Consider the following 22,889-nt stretch of genomic DNA (forward strand, 5'->3'; position numbering starts at 1 on the left):
CGCCGGACCCCGGCTTCTCCCAGCGACCTTCCGGCGACTTCGCAGACAGGAGCCGAGATGGACCTGTACGAACACCAGGCAAGGCAACTCTTCGAGGAACACGGCATCGTGGTGCCGAAGGCCGAGGTCACCGACGCGCCCGAACAGGCCCGCGTGATCGCCCGCCGGCTCGGCGGCCGCGTCGTCGTCAAGGCACAGGTCAAGACCGGCGGACGCGGCAAGGCGGGCGGAGTGAAGATCGCCGCCGACCCGGCCGCCGCCGAACTGACGGCACGCCAGATCCTCGGCATGGACATCAAGGGACACACGGTCGGCAAGGTCATGCTGGCCCAGCCCGTGGAGATCGAGGACGAGTTCTACGTCTCCTACGTCCTCGACCGCGCCGCCGGCCACTTCCTCGCCATCGCCTCCGCCAAGGGCGGCATGGACATCGAGGAGGTCGCCGCCACCCGCCCCGAGGCCGTCGCGCGCATCCCCGTCGACCCCGCCGAAGGCGTCACCTCGGCGACCGCGGCCCGCATCGCCGAGGCGGCGGGCCTCCCGCCGCGGACCGTCGACGTCCTCGTCCGGCTCTGGGAGGTCCTCGTCCGAGAGGACGCCCTGCTCGTCGAGGTCAACCCGCTCGTCCGCACGCGCGACGGACGGATCATGGCCCTCGACGGCAAGGTCACCCTCGACGACAACGCCCGCTTCCGGCAGGCCCGGTGGGGAGCGGAGGGCTCGGCCCACCGCGATCCGCTGGAGGCCGTGGCCGCCGCCAAGGGCCTCAACTACGTCAAACTGGACGGCGAGGTCGGCATCATCGGCAACGGCGCCGGCCTGGTCATGTCGACCCTCGACGTCGTCGCCGGCTGCGGAGCCCGCCCCGCCAACTTCCTCGACATCGGCGGCGGGGCGTCGGCGCAGATCATGTCGGACGGACTGTCCGTCATCCTCTCCGACCCGGCCGTGAAATCCGTCTTCGTCAACGTATTCGGCGGCATCACCGCCTGCGACGCGGTGGCCGACGGCATCGTCCGCGCCCTGGACACCGTCCGGCTGACCAAGCCGCTCGTCGTACGCCTCGACGGCAACAACGCGGCCCGGGGCCGCGCCGTCCTCGACGAGCGCGCTCACCCGCTGGTCGAACAGGCCACCACGATGGACGGCGCCGCGAGCCGCGCGGCCCGACTCGCCACCACAGCCTGAGGAGACGGGACATGGCGATTTACCTCACCAAGGAGAGCAAGGTCCTCGTCCAGGGCATGACCGGCGGCGAGGGCATGAAGCACACCCGGCGGATGCTCGCCGCCGGCACGAACGTCGTAGGCGGAGTCAACCCGCGCAAAGCCGGCCGGAGCGTCGACTTCGACGTCCCCCAGTGCCCGAACGGCCTGGCAGGCGCCCCCACTGCGGTGCCCGTCTTCGGGTCGGTTGCCGACGGTATCCAGGCGACCGGAGCCGACGTCACCGTGGTCTTCGTACCGCCCGCCCACGCCAAGGCCGCCGTCATGGAGGCGGCCGACGCCGAGATCCCGCTCGCGGTCGTCATCACCGAGGGCATCCCCGTCCACGACTCCGTCGCCTTCACCGCGTACGCGCGGCAGAAGGGCACCCGCATCATCGGCCCCAACTGCCCCGGCCTGATCACCCCCGGACAGTCCAACGCCGGCATCATCCCCGCCGACATCACCAAACCGGGCCGCATCGGACTGGTCTCCAAGTCCGGCACGCTCACCTACCAGCTCATGTACGAGCTGAGGGACATCGGCTTCTCGACCTGCGTCGGCATCGGCGGCGACCCCGTCGTCGGCACCACCCACATCGACTGCCTCGCCGCCTTCCAGGACGACCCCGACACCGACCTCGTCGTCCTCATCGGCGAGATCGGCGGCGACGCCGAGGAACGCGCGGCCGCCTACATCGGCGAGCACGTCACCAAGCCGGTCGTCGCCTACATCGCGGGCTTCACCGCACCCGAGGGCCGTACCATGGGCCATGCGGGCGCGATCGTCTCCGGTTCCTCGGGCACGGCTCAGGCGAAGCAGGACGCCCTGGAAGCCGTCGGCGTCCGGGTGGGTGGCACACCCACGGAAACGGCACGACACGTACTCGCCGTCCTCGAAGCAGGACGGTGACCCACCCCAGCCCAGCCGCACACCACCCAGGGCGGCCCCATGAGCCCCTTCCTCTCGACTGTGCACCGAGAGCGGATCGAATGCTCGCCCTCACGAGTGAGGGGGACTCCTGGCTCACGCCGCTCGGTCGCTCGGCGAGCGACCGAGTCCTACGCGATCAACACCAGCCGGGTCCAGACCTGCCCGGGGGAGCATCACGCGACCGAAAGCACACGTGTTCCCACCCCGGGCTCCGTCGGGCAACCGTCCAAGCGCTCCGCGCCCGGATGCGCTTCCTTCCCGGCGTGAACGCCGGGGCATCCTCGCAAGAGACAGGCGAACCGCATGGCATCCATCCTCACCCTCAAAGCCGGCACCTCCTGGACCGACGCCTGGCAACGCTGCCTCGCCGTCGCCCCCGAGGCCTTCCGGGACGACCGCGTCCTCAACCTCTGGAACGCCGCCTGGCAGGCTGACGGCAGGACACTGCCCGCCGTCAGCCCCGTCGACGGCAGCCCCGTCGTCGGCCCGCCGCGTCTGGACCGGGTCACCGCCCAGGACTCCGTACGCGCCGCGCTCGACCAGCACCGCGCCTGGCGGCACATCCCGCTGCCGGAACGCCGCGCCCGCGTCGGCGCCGCCCTCGACGCCCTCACCGAACACCGCGAACTGCTCGCCCTCCTCCTCGTCTGGGAGATCGGCAAACCCTGGCGGCTCGCCCAGGCGGACGTCGACCGGGCCATCGACGGCGTGCGCTGGTACGTCGACGGCATCGACGCCATGGTCGCCGGCCGAGCCCCGCTGGACGGGCCGGTGTCCAACATCGCGAGCTGGAACTACCCGATGAGCGTGCTCGTCCACGCCATGCTGGTGCAGGCACTGGCGGGCAACGCGGTCATCGCCAAGACCCCGACCGACGGCGGCGTCGCCTGCCTGACCCTGGCCTCGGCGCTCGCCGCCCGCGAGGGGATTCCCGTGACCCTCGTCAGCGGCGGCGGGGGCGAGCTGTCCGAGGCGCTGGTGCGGGCGCCCGAGATCGGCTGCGTCTCCTTCGTCGGCGGCCGCGACACCGGAGCCGCCGTGGCCACGGCCGTCGCCGACCTCGGCAAGCGGCACATCCTGGAACAGGAAGGCCTCAACACCTGGGGCATCTGGAACCACTCGGACTGGGACACGTTCGCGGCGGTCGTACCCAAGCTCTTCGACTACGGCAAGCAGCGCTGCACGGCGTACCCGCGCTTCGTCGTCCAGCGGGACCTGTTCGACGACTTCCTTGCCGCCTACCTGCCCGCGGTGCGCACGCTCAGGATCGGCCACCCGCTCGCCGTGGAGCAGCCCGACGACCCCTGCCCGCAGTTGGACTTCGGCCCGGTGATCAACGCGGCCAAGGCGAAGGAACTGCACGACCAGGTCACCGAGGCCGTCGAGCGCGGCGCCGTGCCCCTGCACCGCGGCCGGCCCGAGGAGGCCCGCTTCCTGCCCGGCCAGGACACCTCGGCGTACGTCCAGCCCATCACGCTCCTTGCCCCGCCCCGCTCGTCCCCGCTGCACCACGCGGAGCCGTTCGGACCGGTCGACACGATCGTCCTCGTCGACACGGAGGCGGAGTTGCTGGCCGCCATGAACGCGTCCAACGGCGCCCTGGTGGCCACCCTGTCCACGGACGACCGGGAGACCTACGACCGACTGGCCCCGCAGATCCGCGCCTTCAAGGTCGGCCACGGCACACCGCGCTCCCGAGGTGACCGCGACGAGCTGTTCGGCGGGTTCGGCGGGTCCTGGCGCGGCGCGTTCGTCGGCGGCGAGCTTCTCGTACGTGCCGTGACCCAGGGGCCGGCGGGAGAGCGGCTGCCGGGCAACTTCCCGGAGTACCAGCTCATGCCGTGACGGGTCCGGACCCCCGGTAACTCTTCCGCCACCCATGGTGCTGCCTCGGGACGAGACTCGGGAGGCGGTGTGTCCGGTGCTGTGCCCGCGACCAGGAACCTCCGTCCAGGGGCACGGAAACGCAGGTGAAAGGCACTGCGAAACCTTGGTATGGTTGTCCACGTCGCCGCAGGGGATCACTCCTGACACGGCGGCAAGACACCTGGTCCGGGTGGCGGAATGGCAGACGCGCTAGCTTGAGGTGCTAGTGCCCTTTATCGGGCGTGGGGGTTCAAGTCCCCCCTCGGACACATCGATCGGGACGTTCACGAGATCGTCCCGAAGCGTTCACGAATTACCGGTTGAGTCATGTTACTCGCCGGTATTTCGTCGTTTCTGGAGCCTTGAGCCTCGCGATCGGCTCGATGAGGGGGTGAGGCGGTGGCGGTCCAGGTACTGCGCCTCTCACCTGCGGAAACAGGACGTGCCTGCGCGACGGCTGGTAGCCGTGGCGCAGGCATGTGGGATTTTCAGGGGGCGGAGCGCGGCGGAGGTGTGTCACTCGCGTGGCGGAGGCTCGACCTGCTCGATCGGAAGCGGTCGCGCCTGAGGCGGGTCGGACGGCTCACCGGGTTGGGTTGCGGCGCTGTGCGTGCTGGCTTTGCGGGGCTGGATGCCCTGGTCGCGGAGGAACCGTCGGATGGCTCTGAGGTTCGCCACGAAGATGATGACGGCATTGAGCAGGGTCTGTGCGACGCGCCCGTGCGGCAGGCGGAGCTGGGGATTGTCGATGCTGTCGAGGGCGGACTTCTTGAGGTTGCCGTTGCCGCCCTCGTTCTGACTGCGCAGTCCGGACCAGGCTTCCTGCCACAGAGGGGTGAACAGGGGGTACTTCTGCCGCCACTTGGCCAACACGGTGCCCGGGACGGTGATGCTCTTCCCCCTGCAGACGTCGGGGTAGACGGGGGTGTCCCGCTTGGGCCTGGGGATGGTGGGCAGAGCTGCCGGGGTACGCACCGTGGGGGCGTCGAGGTCCACGACGGTGGACGGGCGTGGCTGGGGCCGGCGGTAGCAGGTGACCGTGGCATGGGACCCGAGGGCGGGGCACTGTCGACGCTGGTCCCCTGCGGGCCCGTACTCCTTGATCTTGGTCTGGTAGTCCTTGCGGGATTGGATCAGGTTGAGTGCGTGGGTGCGGTCCTCGTCCGTGCGGCTGTCGATGTATGTGGCGCCCGCAGTGACGAGTGGGGTGGGCATCAGCGGGCAGTAGAACTCGCCGCCGACCCGCTGCATGCCGCGGAACTCTCCCTGCCGGTCGACCTTGTCGTCGTTGTAGTGCTTCACCGCGTTGAGGCCGAGTTTGAGCAGCTGCAGATGCAGGTTGTGAGGCTTGGCCTGGGTGATGCCCCGGTCGGCGCAGAACAGGTCTTTGACCAGGCCTCGTTCGAAGGCCGGCTGGATGGCGCGCAGGGCGGCCGGGCCGGGTTCGGTGCCCGGGGTGTGCAGGATCATGCCGAGGCAGACCGCGGGGTAGGCGCCGGCGAGGTCGCCATGGCCATGGCCCGGGAACGCGGCCATCATGGCGTAGCGGAACTCTCTCTTCTCCGGCGCCTTGGCCTTCTTCTCCCGTGCCGACTTGGTCTTGCGAGGCACTGGCTTGTTTGCCGTGCCGCGCCGGGTGCCAGTGTTCGTGGAGGTCGCAGCTTTGCCACTGGGCCCCGACTTCTTCTGGGTTCCTCCCTTCACGTACATCCCGGCGGTGATCTCAAGCGAGGCCCGGTCCTGGTGGTAGTCCGGCTCTTTGCCCCAGACCGGAACCGGAGTGTCGTCGACCGCGATGTGGCCAGGCCACCGATCGAAGTCGCCGCGCCGGTAGGAAGCCATCACCGGAGCGAGAATCAGATCCTGGGCGATGGCCTCCAGGTTGCGCACGGTGTCCTGGTTGTCGCGGGCATTCCACTTCCGTCGGATCTTCTTGGCCTCGCTGAGCGACAGCCGCTTGCGGCGGTCGTGCGGTGCAGGGTCGAGGCGCCGGGTCATCGAGGCCCAGGACCGGTAGACGCGCTTCGACGTCGCGTACTGGTGGTGTGCGACGCGGTCGATCTCTTCTCGGGTTGCGCCCTCGGGGATGTGCAGGTCGACGTTGGGGACGTCAAGGAGGGCTTTGGACCCTGGAGACAGTGCGAAGAAGAGTGTCTCCCACGCGTCGTCGATGTTCGCGCTCTTTCCCATGTACTGCGACAGGATCAGGCCGATCAGCACTGTACGGAACGGGAAGCCCTTCGGGCCTGGCCGGTGCTCGTTGGAGGGAAGGCGTTCCAGTGCTCCGCTGTGGCGCACGAGGTCGAAGACCTGGCTCACAACGCGGTCGCTGAGGGTACGGCCGGGGGCCTGCGGTGCAGGGCGTAGGGCGAGGCCGGTACGTCGGCAGGGTTTGTCCTCCGGGTTCTTCCTGCTCATGCCGCCGCCCCCCGCAACAGATCGGATGCCTCCGCTTCGGGCACGTCGTGGAGGAAGACGAGGTAGCGCGAGAGGCTGTGCAGGGTCCCGAGTCCCGACGCTTTGAGGATCACCTTCAGTGGAATACCTGCATTCAGCAGTTCGACGAGCCAGGTCGTACGCAGCCGCTGGGTCTGCAGCACTGCACCGTCACAACGGCCGATGATTCGCGGGTACCTGGCCAGCCAGTCCGATGCGATGTGCTTGCTGGTGCGGTCCTGCCAGTCCGGCCGGAAGGCGTACGCGTCTGCCGGGATGTGGGCGGCTTCCGCCAGCAGCAGTTCCTCGTAGGCGTACCGGCATACGACAGTGCGCGGACGGCGCCCGTGCACCTTGACCAGTGCCCGGCCGGTGGGGCCCGCGAGGATGTCCCGCCCCTGAACGTACACAAGATCCTCAACAGCGAGCCCGCAGCCCACGCCGAGACAGAACAGCAGGCAGGCGTTGCGCCGCTGGGCCGGGGTGGGCAGGCTCTGCGCCCAGATCAGCCAGTGGGCGATTTCTGCCGGCGGGTAGGGGGCCACCGGGGCGGCGGTGGCCTTCAGCCGGATCGGCGGATGCTGTCCGAGCTGGTCCAGCAGGAGTGCTTCGGAGGCCCGGCGCAGCTGGCTGCTGCAGGTTCGTCGGCTGTTGGCGGCCATGTCGCGGCAGCCGACGAGGACGAACCGTTCGACGGTGCTCTGGTCAAGGATCACCGAGGGTTCGAGCGGGAGGCCTTGGGCCTCAACCCAGGCGACCAGCCGTGCGAGCGGCGTCATGACCACGTCTGGGCCGTAAGGTCCCGCTGCGACGGCCATGAATCCCAGCGAGCGGACGACCGGAGCGATGCGGCGCCACTGGGCGGGCGGCACCGTCTCCGCCTTCGGTGCGTAGGCCAGCAGACGATTCGACACAGCGACCTCCAGGCGCAAGGCCCATGACAAGTGGCCGGTTAACCGGCCACTGGTGTCAGTGTCGATCACGATCTGAAGGAACGCATCTTTATGACCGGAGGCCGAGCGCGCACGGCGCCGCCATGGAGCTACGCCGTCGATCCGGAGGAGTGGCCGGATGCCCGGATCGCCGGGGAGCCCGCCGCGGCGGTGGTCCAGACGATTGCCCGCCGCCTCGCCGCCGCCCTGCGTGAGAGGCCGGAGCTCTCGCTGCGTGCACTGGCCGCCCAGAGCAACGTCGGCAGACAGACCATCGGCGATCTGCTGGCGGGCGCCACCTGGCCGGATGTGCTGACGGTCTGCCGACTGGAACGCGCCCTGGGTCTGGCGCTCTGGCCCGGATCGAATGCGACCCAATGTGCTCATGACTGATCCCCAATTGCCTATTTGAGGTCAGTCGTGCACGCTCAAGTACGGAATGGCGTAGACGCCCTATAGCGCCACCTGTGGGAGCGCTAGAGTGAACGTGCGCGACGGACCGGAGCCCCAATGGTCATGACTTAGGAAGTTCGGGGCTTGAGTAGGTGCAGGGTGATGGTGCGGGTGACGAGGCGGGTTCCGGGGTCGTTCGCGCTGCGGGTTTGGTAGCGCAGGCTGGGGCGTTTGGTCTTGATGGGGGTGGTGCGGTCCGGGCGGTCGCGTATGACCCAGCCGGGGAGGTCGGCGATGAAGAACTTCAGTGCCTGGGCGAGGTGTTCAGGGGGAAAAAGCCGTCGCGACGGAGTCGTTGACGGCGTCCAGGACCGGCGGGAAGCTGATGCGGGCGGGATCCACTCCGGCGATCACGGCGGCTCGGGTGATCAGCGAGCGGAGTGCCTGGTAGAGGCAGAGCAGCGCCCACAGCTCCTGGCGGACTCCTTCGGCGGTGCGCGAGCGCAGGACCCCTCCCGGTGTGCGCAGGTCCACCTTGACCAGGCGGAAGAGGATTTCCACGTGCCAACGGTCCGCGTAGATCCGTGCGAGTTCGATCGCGGGTGCCCGCTCGGGGTCGAGCAGTGTGGTGATCAGTGCGAATACTTCGGAGACGCCGTCGTCGTCGGCGACGCTGTACTCGATCACGCGCACCGTGACCCGATCCCGGGCACGTTTACCCCGCAGTTCGGACAGGTAGGTGCCGTCGTCCAGACGTTTCCTGACGGGCAGCGTGAAGGAGTCCGAGACGCGCCACAGCAGGTGCGCGCCGGTGCCGGAGGCAGCGGTGTACAGGCCGTAGGAGGGAAAGCCCCGGTCGGCCAGCAGCAGCATGCCCTCGGTCAGTTTGCCCAGCAGCCGCTCGAACAGGGTGCGTTCGCCGACCTCGATGGAGTCGAAGGCGGCCCCGATCAGGGCCATGCTGCCGCACTCCGCGAGGGCGACCAGGCGGGCCTGCGGCAGGACCCCGCCGGCCGGGGTATCGAAGGCCACGGCGTTGTCCGCGCTGGCGGGCACGTCGAAGACCGTGCCGTCCACGACGACTTTGCGCAGGTCACGCCAGAACACCTCATCATGACCGGCTGGAATCGTCGGCTTCGCGGTGGCCTCGAACAGTGCACGCATCGGCGCGCTGCCCAGCCGGTCCCGAGCCCGGGAGATCGCCCCGTCGGTCGGTACGACGTAGCCGTCCCAGCCACCCCGCGCCCACCGCAGCCCGCGCAGCAGATTCCGCAGAACGCGCACGTAGCCCTTGCCGAAGTCCAGCCACAACGCCATCGACAGATAGACCATCAACCGGGCGGGCAGCGCCCGGTTGCGCTGTTCACGCCTGCCCGTCGCCTCGATGACGGCCCGGACCATCTCATCCGGGAACGTAGTCGCCAGCAGCCCGATCGCCACGTCATCCGTCAAACGACCCTCGGGCACCGCATCTTGATCCACCACCAATGGATCATCGCACACGCCGACAACCTTAAGTCATGGCCATTGGACCGGAGCCCTGCTAGGAGAAGCGTCCGTTCGCGTGTTTGACGGCCTCCCTCGACCGCTAATCGAGGGAGGCCTGCTTGTTGGGTTGGGCTCATTCTCGGATGGATCAAGCAGTCCGGGATGACAGCACGGCCCGGAACATTCCCGGTGCTACGTTTTCCACCTCGCCAAGTTGCTTCATACGGTTGAGGGTTTTTCCTACGGATGAGCGGACCGTCGCGTCCGCTCCCGGGCGCACCGCCACCGCGATATCGGTGATGGACATTGCCTCTTGAGCGGCGCACAGGAGTGTGAGGATCGCATCGCGCATGCTTCCGTTACGCGGTGGCCCCAGGGTCCGAGTGCCCATGCCCGGGCGCGCCTCTTCGGACGAAGGATCCTCGTCGGCGACAGAAACTTCAGGCGGACCCTCCCGGGAGGGTGGGGCGGTACCCGCGTCCTCGCCAGTGTCCGGCGGCTCTTTGCGGACATCGGTGGATTCGACGCCCTGGCACATCATCGCGTACACAGCTTCCAATGTTGCCAACTCGCCGCGCAGTGAAGTGATCAGCTCCTTCACGGCATGCCGGGCCTGGCCGATGTAGACACCCTTGTCTGACGCAGGTGCGCCGGTCCGGTATCCCGCCATAGCGAACTCCTAAGGAAGGTCGCTGCCAGTGTAGGGACGGCACACTGTGGCACGCACGCAGTTCCTGTGAGGCGCTATCAAACGGTCAGCAGTGAGCTCAAGCGCGGCAAGTCCGGTCGGGGTTATCGCAGGACTCGACCTGTCTTGGCGCAGAGTTGGCTCGCTGGGTTCGAGCGATGCTGCACCTGCACTGTGAGACATGCCATCAGAGAATTCTGACGTGTGGATTCTGTCGAAGCTCCCGGCCTCCGGGAACGTTTGAGCGCTACGGTTCCTTCATGGTGGATGGCAAGCATCTGTCGGCGACAGAGGCCTTGGCGTCGGTGACGAAGGCCCTGGATGTTCTCGTCCTGGCGTATGACCGGGGGGAGATCGGTGTTACCGAAACCGCCCGTGAACTCGGTATCTCACGATCCACCGCACACCGCATCCTGGTCACCCTGCAGCGCACGGGTTTCCTGCGCCACGATCCTGGCCAGCACGGATACTCAGCGGGGCCGCAGCTCGTACGCATGGGACTGGCCGCGATCGCCCAGCTGGACGTCCGACGACAGGCGCGCAGACCACTGGAGGAGCTCTCCGAGAAGCTGCAGGAGACGGTGTGCCTGTACTCCCTGGATGCGCCCGTCGTCCGACTACTTGACGGAGTCGAGTGCCGGCATGTCCTGCGCGTCAGCGTTCCGCTCGGACAGGAGCTCCCCGCCCACGTCACGGCGGCGGGCAAGGCCCTGCTCGCACTGCGCGACCCGGCAGATGTCCGCGCGGCACTCCCGGCCGCGCTCCCTGCTACAGCGGCAGGAAGCATCACTGAGTGGCCGCTGCTTGAGGTGGAGTTGGAGGAAGTCAGAGTCCGGGGATGGGCGGCAGACCTCGAGGAAAGCGCACACGACCTGCACGGCGTAGGCGTGGCCATCCGCAACCGCATTGGGGAACCGCTCGCCGCGATCTCCGTGTACGCACCCGCCATACGTCTGCGTGAACAGGACATGCCAGCAGTTGCCGCGGCCCTGCAGGAGACCGCCACCACGATCGCCAGGGCAGAGTGACAGCGGGTGCCGAGGTGCCGGGGCTCAAGGCCCCAATGTGATCCGCCCGTCCGGGATCCACCCCTCCAGATATCCCGTCAGCAGCACATCCACGTCCGGCAGATCACACCGTGTACACAACTCCGGCCATTCCTCAGGCTCCGCCCAGCGTGTGACTCCCTTCCAAGGCAGATGCTCCGGTGGATCGCCAGCCGCAGCGAGACGAAAGATAAACACGTGCGCCTCTCGACGGCTCCGGCCCACTGGAACAGGGACCTGAGCCCAACGGCATCCCTCGACGGCGCCCCCGCGCACCGGCAGCGCGCCGACCACGTCGCGCAGCACGCGAGCTGCCGCCTCACGGTAGGGCTCCGCGGCTCGGACGGATCCTGAAGGAAGCACCCATTGGGGATGACCTCCAGGAAGTTCGTCAGCCACCAAGGCAAGCTGCCCTTTTAGGCTCAGCACCGTGACGAACGCGACCCGCCGCATCCTGGGGGCCGGCACGGCAGGGCGTCCCGCACCCCCGACTGCGTCCAGGAAAACAGGCACGGACTGATCCTGACATGCGGCCGCTTAACCGGCCACTTCTCGTGGCGACGCGAGTCTTGGCCGGAGGAGACGGCAGCCCCCGGATCGCGCCTTCAGGGATGAGCGAAGCCATCACCACTTCGGAGGCGCGACTCGGGCGGATCTCGTAGGCGGTGAAACGCAGGGGCGGGACGGAGCCGGTGGGGTCAGCCTCGTCCCCCTGTGTGGTCGGCGGACTGTGCCGCCTCCTGACGGAAGTGCTTCGAGGCGAGGGGGCCCCGCTCGCGCAGGGACGCCGCGTCCTGGACGGCAAGGAACGCGGCGGCCAGCTGGGCCAGGGTGATGTGCCGGTACCAGCCGTGGAAGGAGCGCACCTCGTAGTCGGCCAGGCCGCAGGCGGACTTGGCCAGCTTGATTGCTTCCTCGACGCGCCAGCGGCATCCTGACGCACAAGCGGAGGATGCGGCAGGCCGCGCCGTCGGGCGATTGCCGCTCCGACGCATCGCCCTTGCGACGCCAAGAGGCCCTACCCCGCTGGGGGTAGGGCCCAGACCTCCGGAAGTTCGGCCTTGTTCGATGTGGGAAAGTCGTTGAACTTTTCGATAACCTAGAGTTGACGCTCACCGACGCTAAGCTGGCACGACATGCCTGACGGCAGGTCAGAAAGTTAAACGCTAGTCCGTCCATGTTCGAATGGACGTCATCGCTGGTCATCGGCACAGCACCTCGCAACTTCCGTAGGTTTGGGGCCTCTTGGCCATCTACGCGGGCCCGTCCGCCGCGGCATCCTCACCCGCCGTGGCGGTACGCCCAAGCGTCCGTACTACCGCCTCTCCGACGTCACAGAGGCCATGCGGGCGGCCAAGCCCTGCCGTCCTGGGCAACGCGGAGCCGCAGCCGCTTGACGTGCGACGACGGAGGCCCCCCGGCTGGGGCTTCGTCGTGTCACAGCGCCTTCACTCAGGCCACACATGTCGCATGATGGTCCCTCAGCAGCAGAACCGCTCAGGGGGGATCATGCACACCCGCACCGTCGCCGCGCTCACGCTCACCGCCTGCGAGGGCACTGACACTGCTAGCAGCAGGCCCAGTAGCGTGCAGAGCGCCAACGACCAGCCGCCGGCCGCCGGCAACGCGCCCGCCACGGACGACAAGAAGACGGCCACCCTGCCGGACATGATCGGCAAGGGCCTGCAGTCCGCGCAGGACCAGGCTCAAGCCGCCGGCTTCTACAGCCTGACCTCGCACGACGCCCTCGGGCGCGGCCGCATGCAGGCCTTCGACCGCAACTGGAAGGTCTGCTCGCAGACCTCGACGCCCGGCGAACACCCGACCGACACCAAGGTCGACTTCGCCACGGTCAAGCTCGAGGAGACCTGCCCCGCCACGGACGAAGGCGCCGCGCCACAGGCCGCCGGATCGACCATGCCCGACTTCACCAGCAAGTCCGTGAAGGTCGCCCGCCAGGCCCTGGACAGCTCGACGAGCATCACCGTCGCGCCGTGACCGGTCTGCCAGCGGAAAGTGATGACGAGTTGACGACAGAGGTGGTGTCGCTCGAGGAGGCCGTTCGATCGGCCGTCGAGCAGGGACACGCGGAACTGACGCGCCTGGATGACATCACGGACGACCTGATCGGCGCATTTACGCAAGGGCAGCGCGTCGCGCCGTCCTCGTCTGGCTTGATCATCCGACTGGACGACTTCACTCGTGGGTTTCCGGGGGAACTGCGACGTCATCTCGATCGTGAGCGCGAGTCGCTCGGGTCGTTCAACATCGCGTTCTTCGGACGCACCGGCGTCGGAAAGAGCACCCTGCTGTCGGCGTTCGGCCAGCTCGACGGGGAGTATGTCTCACCGGGTGTCAGCGATTGGACCACCGAGGTGCGTCCAATCGAGTGGCGGGATTGCCGGCTGTTCGACACACCCGGGATTAACGGCTGGGGACGGACCGAGAGCCGCGACGATCTCGAGGCCAAGGCCCGCGAGGCGGTCGAGATCGCCGACATCGTGCTTCTGTGCTTCGACAACCAGTCTCAGCAGGAGATGGAGTTCGAGAAGATCGCCGCCTGGATCCGCGACCACGGAAAGCCGGTGGTGGCTGTCCTCAACGTCCGCAACTCGCGCTGGCGCCACCCCGCGAAAGTTCCCGAGGCTGGCCGTAGGAATCTGTCCGAATCGGTTCGCCAGCACGCCGACAACATTCGGACCCAGCTTGTACAGATCGGGTTGCCCGACACCCCGGTCGTCGCGATCCACAGCCGACGGGCCTTGTTGGCGCGCGCCACGACTCCCTTCCGTGGCCCAGCCTCGGAGGCCTTCCACCTTGAACGGGAGGGATTCGGGACGGACTACCACGATCGCTGGTCGAACTTCGGGACGCTGGAGCGCCTGATAGTCACCTCGATCGCGGAAGGCAGCGCCGATCTCCGGTTGACCGCGCTGCGCGAGGACATCCGATCACGGTGCCGCCGAGGGGTCGGCGAACTCGAAGACCTGGCGGTTGAGATCGAGCAGGAAGCGGAATCCCTCGAACGCGAGGTCGAGTCGCTGTTCGCCGTGCTGGGCTATCCGGAAGACGCCGAACGTGCCGTGTGGCTGCACGATGCGGCTCTCAGCGCGGATCTGGTCGACATGTCCGAGCGGGCGCGGGGCCGCCCGTACACGTTGCCGGCCAAAGGGGCATTGGACCGCTTCATCCGGCACCTCGCTGCCTCGCACCTTGCGGGATGCCGCCGACAGGCGAAGGCCAACGCGGATGATCTGATCCGGAGGGCATTCGACGAGCACACAGCGATCGACGAGTCGACGTTCATGAAGGTTGTGTTCGATCAAGGTGCCATTTCCGCTGCGGCGGAAGCCGTTTGGGCGGATCGCCGGGCGTTCCTGCAGCGTGAGCTTGAAGTCGCGGTGGACCATAAGTCCCTCGACAACGGGACGGCGGTATCGCACGCCGCGATGATCCTCGGCGACGAGGGCGGCGGTGTGGCGGGTGATGTCGTCAGGGGGGCGGGCATCGCGGTCGCCCTTGCGGGACCTGCGCTGGCCCTCTTCTGGAACCCCGCGGGTTGGGTACTGGGCGTGGCTGCCGCGGGCGTCGGGATCGCAGGACAGCTCCAGCAGCATTTCGGCAAGAAGATGAGCCGGCAGGAGTCGGAGCGAGCACGAGAAGCGAAGGCTCAGGCAATTGCAGACTGCCATCGCGCTGTGGATCAGACATTCGTCGATTACGAGGATGCCCTCGTCCGCGAGAGCCGGGAAGCGGCGTGGACGTTGTTGGCTCCTGCGGTTGGTGATTCGCTCCGCGCTGCGATCGAGCTTCGCATGGCGCGCAGCCGGATCGTGCGGTTGATCGACAGCCTGCAGGCCTACGCCGGTTCGATCAAGACCGCACCCGCTGTGACCGACGTCCTGCTGCGGGCGCAGCGTCGGCTGGGGGAATCCCCAGCCGAGGTGACCCGGGCATTGTTGGGCGAGGACTGGCTCGAGTCTGGCGTCGACCGCCAGCCGGCGCAGATCGACCATGCTGTCTACGAGGCGTACTCGAGTCGCCGGGAGGAGGACCGCAGCCGGCTGACGCGCGCAATGGCTGCGGCGTGGAGCGCACCGTCAATGGCGAACATCCATTCGTGGCGAGACGACCTCGAGGACGCGGCCCGACGCGACCCGGCGCTGTTCGATATCGCACGAACCTTCTGGCGCGTCGACGGGGCAAGACCAGCTCTTGCCGTTCTCGGTGACTACAACTCGGGAAAGTCGTCGTTGATCCGTCGGATCATGGTGGAAGGCGGCCGGCAACCGCACGCAGCGTTCGACATCCGGGCGTTGCCCGCGACCGCAGCCGCGATCCGCTACCAGTTGCCCCGGTTCGATCTCGTGGACACACCGGGCTTGCAGAGTGGACATGACGAGCACGACACCGCCGCACTCGAGGCGATCGCTGAGGCTGCTCTCGTGTTCGTCGTCGTCCACATCAATCTGCTGGTCGGCAACACCTCGATACTGGAAGGGCTCTCGCGCGGCTCGGAGATGATTGCCGCAAAAGGCGGGCGGATGGTGTTCCTCGTCAATCGGTGCGACGAACTGGGCGTGGATCCGCTGACTGCACCCGAGGCATTTCTCAACCTGCAGGACCGCAAACGCGAGGAACTGCATGCAGCCTTCGCCGTTCGTTCCATCGAAGTCGAGATCGACAGGATCCACTGCTTGTCCGGCGATCCGTTCGGCCTGGTGGGAGGCGATGCAACGGCAGAACCCGGTGATTTCGACGAGAATCGGCTGTGGGACGGCGTGACCGCATTGACGAGCGCCATATCAGGTCTCTCCGACGAGCAGCTGTCCGCTGCGGCGTCGTCGGCCGCCTTCGATGCGGCGGTCACCGGCCTCAAGCGTCACCAGCACACGCTTCACCAGGTGCAGGTCGACGGCACGAAAGACCTGCGTCGCTCGGAACCGGTGATCGCTACCCTCCGGGCTGCAGTGAACGACGCCGTGGTCCTCGAAGGTTCACTGCGAGAGGACGCCCGCCGTATGGTGGACCGCCACTTGGTAGCGACGAAATCCGCAGTCGCGAAACTCGATCGGAAGGACGGCCAGAAGCTGGAGAACCTCGTCGACTCCTGGTGGAAGGCCCCGCAGTTCGAAGCTGATCTCGAACGGTACCTTGCCGACGCTGCACGCAAACTGGACGAGTGGTACAGCGACCACATATCAGCAATCGGACGCGAGATGCGCGCTGCTGAGTTCCAGGTGACGCCCGAGTTCGCGGCAGAATTCAAGGCCCAGGGAAACGCCTGGTACGAGGATCTGACCGAGGGTGCCGGCAACGTCGCAGGAGCCGCAGCGCCGCTTGCGAAAGCCCTTGGAAATCGGAACGCGGTCTACGCGATCGGCAAGCAGTTTGGCCACAAGTTTAAGCCGTGGGGTGCGGTGAAGGGCGGCGCCAAGGTTGCCAAGGCCGGGGCCATCCTCGGAGTCGTCGCTGCCGCCGTGGATACCGTGACGATGGCTAATGACATCCAAAAGGCTGGGGACTACAAGAACCAGCAGGAGTCGGCATTGAAGTTGATCGACGAAGCGGCTGCCGGGATCGTCGAACAGATCGTGCATGGTGAGCAGGGGGAAGGTCCCGTCGGATACCTCGAACAGCGGACCAGGGAGCTCGAGACATTGCTCGACGAGCACCTCGATTTCGAATCGTCGATCAGGGAACGGATGGACTCGGCGAAAGCGCGGGCTGAGGCGGTCGAGAACTTGATCGCGCCCGCGGACGAATTGATCGGAACACCGGGGAGAAACGAGTAACAGTGGTCGACATCGATGCAGTGCGGGACTGGCTGGGGCGACTTCCAGGCGGATCGTTGGTCGGGCGGTACGTCGACGACTGGGACGCGTTCGAGAAGCTGGACAGACCGGTCGTGACCCTCTTCGGGTCCTACGACACCGGCAAGAGTTCCCTGCTCCGCCGGTTGCTCGTCGATTCGGGCGGCGATGTTCCCGGCTGGCTCACGATCAGCGCACGCCACGAAACCTTCGAGGTCAACGACGTCGAGGTCGGTGGGTGCATCATCCGCGATACTCCTGGATTCGCGGTCGGTGCGTCCGACATTCGTGCACAGAACAATTCGCGCCGAGCGATGGCGGCGGTCGGACTCACGGACGTCGGCATCGCGGTACTGACTCCGCAGTTGGCGACCGCCGAACGTGACCTGCTTCAGAAGCTGTTCACGCAGGGATGGCCGGTGGGGTCGATGTGGTTCGTCATCTCGCGGTTCGACGAGGCGGGTGTTGACCCAGAGTACGACCTCGCGGAGTACCGGGAACTGAGTGATCGCAAGGTTCGCGAGTTGCGGGAACTGTTCGAATTGGACGACAGGACACCGGTATTCGTTGTCTCGCAGGACGCGTTCCAGACGGCAGGGCCGGACACAGATCTCAGCCGAGAGACCTGGGATGATTTCCGTGGCTGGGACGGCATGAGGGACCTTGCGGATGCTTTCGAGGCGGTGTCCCCTTCGGCACTGCCCGGATGGCGACATACGGCCGGGCAACGGTACTGGACAGCGGTCCTGGACGAAACCGTGACCGAACTGCGGAGGCAACTGTCGGACTACACGGCACGTGCCGAAGTAGCTGCCAGTGGCGTCGCTCGCCGCGACGTATGGGAGAGCGAACTCGACACTCTCGATCGAGCCGCTCAAGCCAGCCTCGACGGTCTCGTCGAGGAGGTGATGCGGCGGTCGTGGGAGCCGAGTTCCGGCGCCGATGAACTTCAGGCCGAGATTCAGCGCACGCTCGACGAGTGGTTCACCAAGCACGAGGTCCGCCTCCAGCGGTTGCAGCAGTCGATCCGCAAGACCAAGGAGCGAGAGCGCGCCCGACCCTCCTGGGCCGGCTTTGCTTCGCTGGTCGCGACACTCGGGTCCGGGGAGGATGCCTCCACGACCCCGGCAGGGCCCGGCGGTGCCGCAGAACATGTCGAGACGGTCGGGACCATGTTGATCGGTATGTTGAAGGCCGCGAACAACGCACGCGGGCCGATCGTCGGCGGGAAGGCCAGTTCGGCGAAGGCGGCTGGGGACCCGGGACGGCACATCGGCATCGCCGAAGCCGCGCTTCCCCTTGCCGTCTACCTGGCGAAAGTCGTCGACGAGCAGGGAGCGGATCGCGCGCGCCTGAACCAGGACAAGGCGGCGGCCGAGAAGCGACAACAGGTCGTCACTGAGTGCACGGAGCGCACTCGCGACACCTGGCAGCCGTTCGTCGACGACGTGCGTGAAGCGATCGTCGCGGAGACGAGAGACCAGGTCGACCTCGACGCGAGCCTGCGCCAACTCGTCGAGCAACTGCAAGAAGCTGTGGCGGAAGGCGAGGGTCTCTTTCGAGCGGGTACCTTCCGCTGCTCGAGACAGGGGCGTAAGCGAGTGGGCCACTGTGGCCCGACTTCAGGGAACGGGAGCGACGGCTGGACACCGGACCGGGGCAGGGCGGCACCCCGCTGAGCGGCCAGATCAGCCGACGGGCCAAGGGGTATCGAAAGCGGGGAGCTACACACCCGCATTGGGATGAGAAAGGCGTCCTGCCCCCTTCGCCCGGGGCGGAGTCGATGACCGCTATCGCAGGTCAGCCGCATGGCAGCAGCGTAACGCAATCTGAGAACTACAGAACGCCGACGGCAGATCCCGGAGGTGCTGCATCAGCTGCTCGGCCGGGAGTGACGGCACACTCCTGTGCGTAGCCGAGGCTTCGTCCCTCGGCCCGGTGGCCAACCGGATAGCTGCCGACGGCGGCGACTTCGGCGCCGATGATGGGTCGCCGCGATTGAAGCAGCAGGGCGGAGTACACAAGCGGGCACGCCCCAGCGGGAGCGTCGTGCCCGTCGCACCGCCATAAATACGGGGGCTTACGGCTCGAGACCTCAGTAGCGTGGCTGGCATGAACAACGCTCCGGATTTGGCCGCCTCCACGCACACCTGGCTCAACGAGGTGCGGCGGGCGGGGATTTCCGCCGAGTCGGGCACCGCTCTCGTTGAAGCCATGAGCCAGTACCCGGCATGGGCATCGGTACGGCGGGCCGTGGAGGCCGCAGTACCGCCGACGGTACGCCCAGACCTCTATACCAAGGAGGGTGAGCTCCGGGATACAACGCTGTTGGCCATGACCGGACTTGCCCGGGTGGCGCAGGTCATTGCCAACGGCCTGCCCGTCAACGACCAGTGCTGTCCACGGTCCTACCAGCACAGCGACGATCTGAATGTAGGCACCGTAGTCGCGGAGTTCGTGGCGCTCTGCCGGTCGCCATTGCCGGTACCGGAGGATTGGCTTCTTCTGGACGCGCGCATGCCCAAAGGCACCCTCGTGTCGATCGGTGGGTACACCCTGGAGACGGCAACAGCTGAGGACTTGCGTCAGCTCCAGGCGCTGCCAACGGCCCTTACGGTATGCGACGTGCTCGAGCGGTCCGAGATGGACCCGGTGTTCCTCGACGGGGCGACCTTCCTACACCGCGATGATCCGGACAGGGAGTTGGTCAATGGTCTCCGCTGGCCACTCATGAAGCTTCCGACGCGGCCTGAACTACACCACTGGCGGCCGCTGTTCGTCCTGCTGCTGTGGCGCAGCGAAGTGGTCTGCCACATGGATGCCTGGTTCGTGGTTGAGCGTAGCCGGCGCATCGATCGGCGCAGCGGTGCGATTCCTTGGGCGTTGGACGTCTTTGTGGACAAGTACGGCGAGGAGGTGGAAGTGGAGCGGCACCAAGCGGGTCTCTACGAGGTGTCGGATGGCGAGTTGCCCCGTTTCTGCGCGTTTTGCAGCGCCGTTGACTCATTGATCGACACTGTCTTGGCGGACACGTCGGAGGCCGGCAAGACGCGGGCGCGGCGCTTGGAGCGTGCTGCAAAGCACCTGGTACGCGCCTCCCATCGCACGCAGGATGACGGATCTATCTGGGAAGAGGAGGCGGACGAGGTCACGCTCCAGTACGTCATCGCGATGGAGGCGCTGCTGACCGGCGACGGGAAGAGCGGGGTAACCCAAAAAATCAGGCGGCGAGCGGCCATGCTTTGGATGACCGACGAGACCCAGGAACGGGTCCTTGACATGGTGTCCAAGAGCTACGACAGCCGGTCGAGGTACGCGCATGGCGACGACACGAGGGAAGACATTCAACACCTACGCGGTCTCCGGAAGCTTGCCACGAGTGTGACGCTCCGCTGGCTGATCGCCGCAGCTGCGGCCGGCCCTGATCTGGGACGACGTCTGGATGAAGCATCGACCTCTGACGCAGTCCGCCGGAGCGTAGTCACGGATCCGCTGACGGACTTCTTCACCCGCACCCCACCGCGGCAGGTGCCACCGGATGTCACGCCGTGAGGTCATTCCGCTCCGCTAGTGCCTGGTCCTCCGCTGATCCGGAACTGCAACGTCCTTCCCCCAGGTGGCTGCGGCGGTGTGTCCCGCCTTTTCGGCACCCGGGCTGGGCTCCACCCCGGTGGACAGATGCAGCGCCGGACCTATGCGCCGTGCAGATAGCCCGTTCGTGGTGTCCACGATGAGCGTCCCCAGGCACTCGTGAACCGCTCCGGGTCTGATGGAGGCTCGATTCCCTGAGAGGATCGAGTCATGGCACGTCCGTCCCCCTACCCTGCTGAGCTTCGTGAGCGTGCGGTGCGCATGGTCGCGGAGATCTGCCCCAACTACCCGACGGAGTGGGCCGCGATGAGGGCGGTCGCCGCGAAGCTGGGAATCTAAGGCTACACATCAATCACTGGCCCTCGCGGATGTAGGTCACCCCGAACGCCTTGACCTGGCGGTATTTCTGGAGCCTGGTAGCGAGGTCGAATGCGTCACCGGTGACGTACTGGAAGATGTCGAGGCCGCGGCCGAGCAGGATCTTCCAGCCGGTGTCGGTGACGATCGAGCGGTCGTGGATCGTGTTGGCGAACGAGACGTCGAGGTTGATTCCTCCGGCTGCTGCGCCCTGCTTGACCTTGAGTAGGAGCTCAAGTTGCTTGCGGACCTTGTCCTCGCCGCCGTTGCTCTCTGAGGTGATGAGCTTGACGTTGACCTCGTCGGCGGCGTCCTTGATGGCGGCGATCCCCTCGATGAGTTCCATGAGGTTGCGGGCCTGGTGGAACTGGCGAATGTAGGGGTCTGTGATCGTAATCTGCCCGGCTCCGAGCAGGTAAGGGGCTAGCAGCGTGTCGAACGAGACTCCGCGCTGGTTCTCCTGGAACTCACGGTGGCCCTCGAACAGCGGCACCACCACCTGTGCGTGCTCATCCGGAGTCCCATCCTGGACGGTGGGCACCGCCGCGCCCGCAGGCGGTTCGATCGCGCTATCAGCAGCCTCGGAACGTTCGCGGCGCTCGCGGTGGTAGTAGGCCGGGTATTCGTCCTCCTCCAGGGTCGAGACCGCGTGCCAGGTGCCGCTTCTGTCCAGGTACCCGAACTTGACGTCGGCCATCGTCGAGTCGATCCGCAGGATCTGGTCCTTGACCCGTTTGCGCCCCTCGATCGCGAACCGCAGGATTTCCTCGATCTCCTCGGGCGCTGCCTCCCCGTGCGGGTAGAGGATCTTCATCAGCCCGGAGAACGTTTTGTGGATCCCGTCTCGGTCACGCGTCGAGATGCCCGACGAGAGCGAGAAGTGTTGTTGGTAGCGGTCCGAGTAGTCCTGGGAGCGCATCGACTTAAGCACTTCGGCGATGTAGTCGACGACGAACCCGTAGCCGTCCGAGAACATCTCCCCGCGGATGGTGTCGACCTCCCACCCAGGGATGTAGTGGTGCAGCCGGTCGAGGTAGGCGGAGTCGTGGTAGCTCTCGGGCAGCTCGTCGAACAGGTCGGAGTGCTTGAGCATGTACGGCACGGTGTGCGAGGTGTTGCCGACGAATACCATTGACGCCTCAGCACCGAGCGTCTCAACGCCGCGTGAGAACGACTTGTTCGCCATGTAGTTCTTCATGATGTCGACGAGCGCCCTGTCTGTGCGCTTCTTCTTGCCCGCGAACTCGTCGAACGCGACAACATCCCAGTAGCCGACCAGGCCGATGCGCCCGTTGGCATTGTTGACGAACAGCTTCGGCACGGTGACCTCGCCACCGGAGATGAGCATGCCGTGGGGCGAGAACTCTGAGAAGATGTGGGACTTGCCGGTGCCTTTGGGGCCAAGTTCGACGAGGTTGTAGTTTCGCTCGACGAACGGGATGAGCCGCACGAGCTGGATGAGCTTGGCCCTCCTCCCGAACAACTCGGGATTGAACCCGATGGACTGCACGAGCAGGTCGATCCAGTCGTCGGTGGTGAACTCACGCCGAGCCGCCAGGTAGCCCTCAATGTCGAAGTTCGACAACTGGATGGGCTTGATCGACCCGAGTATCCACGGCACGACCCGCGGGTCGGCACTGTGGAAGTACTCGATGTCGCAGATGCACCAGACTCCTCCGACGAGTAGCTTTGGGTGCGCCTTGATCGTGGCGGACTCGACAAGCACGCCCTTGATGCCGAGGTTAGCGAACTCGGCCTGGTAGACGTCGTCCTTCTCATTGAGCGTGGCCGTGACCTTGTCGATGATCCGATGCCGCCCGCGCTCGCGGATCGTGGATTTCACCAGCTCGGACTGGTTCCGGTGCACGTAGTGGTCGGTCAGGATCTTGCGCACCGTGTCGATGCCCGCCTGGATGGTGGCCTCGTCGTCAGAGGCCGCGTACTGCCCGAGCAGGTACTCCAGCACGTAGGACGGCACGATGGCGTTGCCCTTGACCGCCTTGACCAAGTCCTTGCGCACGACAGCGCCCGGGAAGAGGCGGTTGATCTTGCGGTCCAGCTCGCTCTGCATCGGAGCGGCATCGACTGGCGCGTCCGGGCCCACCGGTGCCTCCTGGCTGACCTCGCTCACTTCGCTCATG

The 22,889-nt window shown here is 66.7% G+C and carries 14 protein-coding genes, 1 tRNA gene and 2 pseudogenes; 11 read left to right on the plus strand and 6 right to left on the minus strand.

What is annotated here, in order from left to right:
* The first annotated feature begins 57 nt into the window (after nt 1–57).
* From sucC to ACFP2V_RS20085, 4 genes are all read left to right on the plus strand, one after another.
* Nucleotides 58–1,188 carry an ADP-forming succinate--CoA ligase subunit beta gene (gene sucC, locus ACFP2V_RS20070; RefSeq protein WP_381213995.1) on the plus strand — a complete coding sequence of 377 codons (1,131 nt, stop codon included), beginning with the start codon at nt 58–60 and terminating at the stop codon, nt 1,186–1,188.
* Nucleotides 1,189–1,199: 11 nt separating this feature from the next.
* Nucleotides 1,200–2,117, plus strand: a complete 918-nt coding sequence (sucD, locus tag ACFP2V_RS20075) for a succinate--CoA ligase subunit alpha (RefSeq protein ID WP_381213997.1) — start codon at nt 1,200–1,202, stop codon at nt 2,115–2,117.
* 324 nt (nt 2,118–2,441) lie between these two features.
* Complete coding sequence (locus ACFP2V_RS20080; RefSeq protein WP_381214000.1) at nt 2,442–3,983, plus strand: aldehyde dehydrogenase family protein; 1,542 nt, start codon at nt 2,442–2,444, stop codon at nt 3,981–3,983.
* Between the two features lie 205 nt (nt 3,984–4,188).
* Nucleotides 4,189–4,273: transfer RNA gene (locus tag ACFP2V_RS20085), tRNA-Leu, on the plus strand.
* Between the two features lie 247 nt (nt 4,274–4,520).
* On the opposite strand, the gene ACFP2V_RS20090 is transcribed toward ACFP2V_RS20085, so the two are convergent.
* Together ACFP2V_RS20090 and ACFP2V_RS20095 are read right to left on the minus strand one after the other, a co-directional pair.
* A complete protein-coding gene (locus ACFP2V_RS20090; protein WP_381214003.1) occupies nt 4,521–6,422 on the minus strand; it encodes a hypothetical protein in 1,902 nt (633 codons plus the stop codon).
* Nucleotides 6,419–7,423, minus strand: coding sequence for a hypothetical protein (locus tag ACFP2V_RS20095; RefSeq protein ID WP_381214005.1), 1,005 nt, complete (start codon nt 7,421–7,423; stop codon nt 6,419–6,421). The genes ACFP2V_RS20090 and ACFP2V_RS20095 overlap by 4 nt, the downstream gene beginning before the upstream one ends.
* A gap of 21 nt (nt 7,424–7,444) precedes the next feature.
* Between ACFP2V_RS20095 and ACFP2V_RS20100 the strand changes: the two genes are divergently transcribed.
* Nucleotides 7,445–7,765 (plus strand): helix-turn-helix domain-containing protein, encoded by a 321-nt coding sequence (locus tag ACFP2V_RS20100; RefSeq protein WP_079259476.1) that lies wholly within the window; start codon nt 7,445–7,447, stop codon nt 7,763–7,765.
* A 324-nt stretch (nt 7,766–8,089) separates the two neighbouring features.
* Here ACFP2V_RS20100 and ACFP2V_RS20105 read toward each other — a convergent pair whose 3' ends face one another.
* Nucleotides 8,090–9,250: an IS4 family transposase gene (locus ACFP2V_RS20105; RefSeq protein ID WP_381214009.1), complete on the minus strand. Its 1,161-nt coding sequence runs from the start codon at nt 9,248–9,250 to the stop codon at nt 8,090–8,092.
* A gap of 151 nt (nt 9,251–9,401) precedes the next feature.
* The gene (locus ACFP2V_RS20110; RefSeq protein WP_381214012.1) at nt 9,402–9,923 is read right to left on the minus strand and encodes a hypothetical protein; all 522 of its coding nucleotides are present in this window, start codon (nt 9,921–9,923) and stop codon (nt 9,402–9,404) included.
* A 278-nt stretch (nt 9,924–10,201) separates the two neighbouring features.
* On the opposite strand from ACFP2V_RS20110, the gene ACFP2V_RS20115 reads away from it, so the two are divergent.
* The gene (locus ACFP2V_RS20115; protein ID WP_381214015.1) at nt 10,202–10,969 is read left to right on the plus strand and encodes an IclR family transcriptional regulator; all 768 of its coding nucleotides are present in this window, start codon (nt 10,202–10,204) and stop codon (nt 10,967–10,969) included.
* Nucleotides 10,970–11,685: 716 nt separating this feature from the next.
* Here the strand turns inward: ACFP2V_RS20115 and ACFP2V_RS20125 are convergent.
* A pseudogene (locus ACFP2V_RS20125) lies at nt 11,686–11,880 on the minus strand (hypothetical protein); the annotation flags it as partial.
* A gap of 616 nt (nt 11,881–12,496) precedes the next feature.
* Between ACFP2V_RS20125 and ACFP2V_RS20130 the strand changes: the two are divergent.
* From ACFP2V_RS20130 to ACFP2V_RS20150, 5 genes and pseudogenes are all read left to right on the plus strand, one after another.
* Nucleotides 12,497–12,985, plus strand: a complete 489-nt coding sequence (locus ACFP2V_RS20130; protein WP_381214021.1) for a hypothetical protein — start codon at nt 12,497–12,499, stop codon at nt 12,983–12,985.
* Nucleotides 12,982–16,782 (plus strand): GTPase, encoded by a 3,801-nt coding sequence (locus tag ACFP2V_RS20135; RefSeq protein WP_381214024.1) that lies wholly within the window; start codon nt 12,982–12,984, stop codon nt 16,780–16,782. Before ACFP2V_RS20130 ends, ACFP2V_RS20135 begins: the two co-directional genes overlap by 4 nt.
* Nucleotides 16,783–16,784: 2 nt before the next feature.
* Nucleotides 16,785–18,479 carry a hypothetical protein gene (locus ACFP2V_RS20140; RefSeq protein ID WP_381214027.1) on the plus strand — a complete coding sequence of 565 codons (1,695 nt, stop codon included), beginning with the start codon at nt 16,785–16,787 and terminating at the stop codon, nt 18,477–18,479.
* 433 nt (nt 18,480–18,912) lie between these two features.
* Nucleotides 18,913–20,352, plus strand: coding sequence for a hypothetical protein (locus tag ACFP2V_RS20145; protein ID WP_381214030.1), 1,440 nt, complete (start codon nt 18,913–18,915; stop codon nt 20,350–20,352).
* 249 nt (nt 20,353–20,601) lie between these two features.
* Nucleotides 20,602–20,727: pseudogene (locus tag ACFP2V_RS20150) on the plus strand (IS3 family transposase); the annotation flags it as partial.
* A gap of 16 nt (nt 20,728–20,743) precedes the next feature.
* Here ACFP2V_RS20150 and brxL read toward each other — a convergent pair.
* Nucleotides 20,744–22,888 (minus strand): BREX system Lon protease-like protein BrxL, encoded by a 2,145-nt coding sequence (brxL, locus tag ACFP2V_RS20155; protein WP_381214033.1) that lies wholly within the window; start codon nt 22,886–22,888, stop codon nt 20,744–20,746.
* Between the last annotated feature and the right edge of the window lies 1 nt (nt 22,889).

Source organism: Streptomyces incanus, assembly GCF_042656345.1.
Taxonomy (GTDB): Bacteria; Actinomycetota; Actinomycetes; order Streptomycetales; family Streptomycetaceae; genus Streptomyces; species Streptomyces incanus.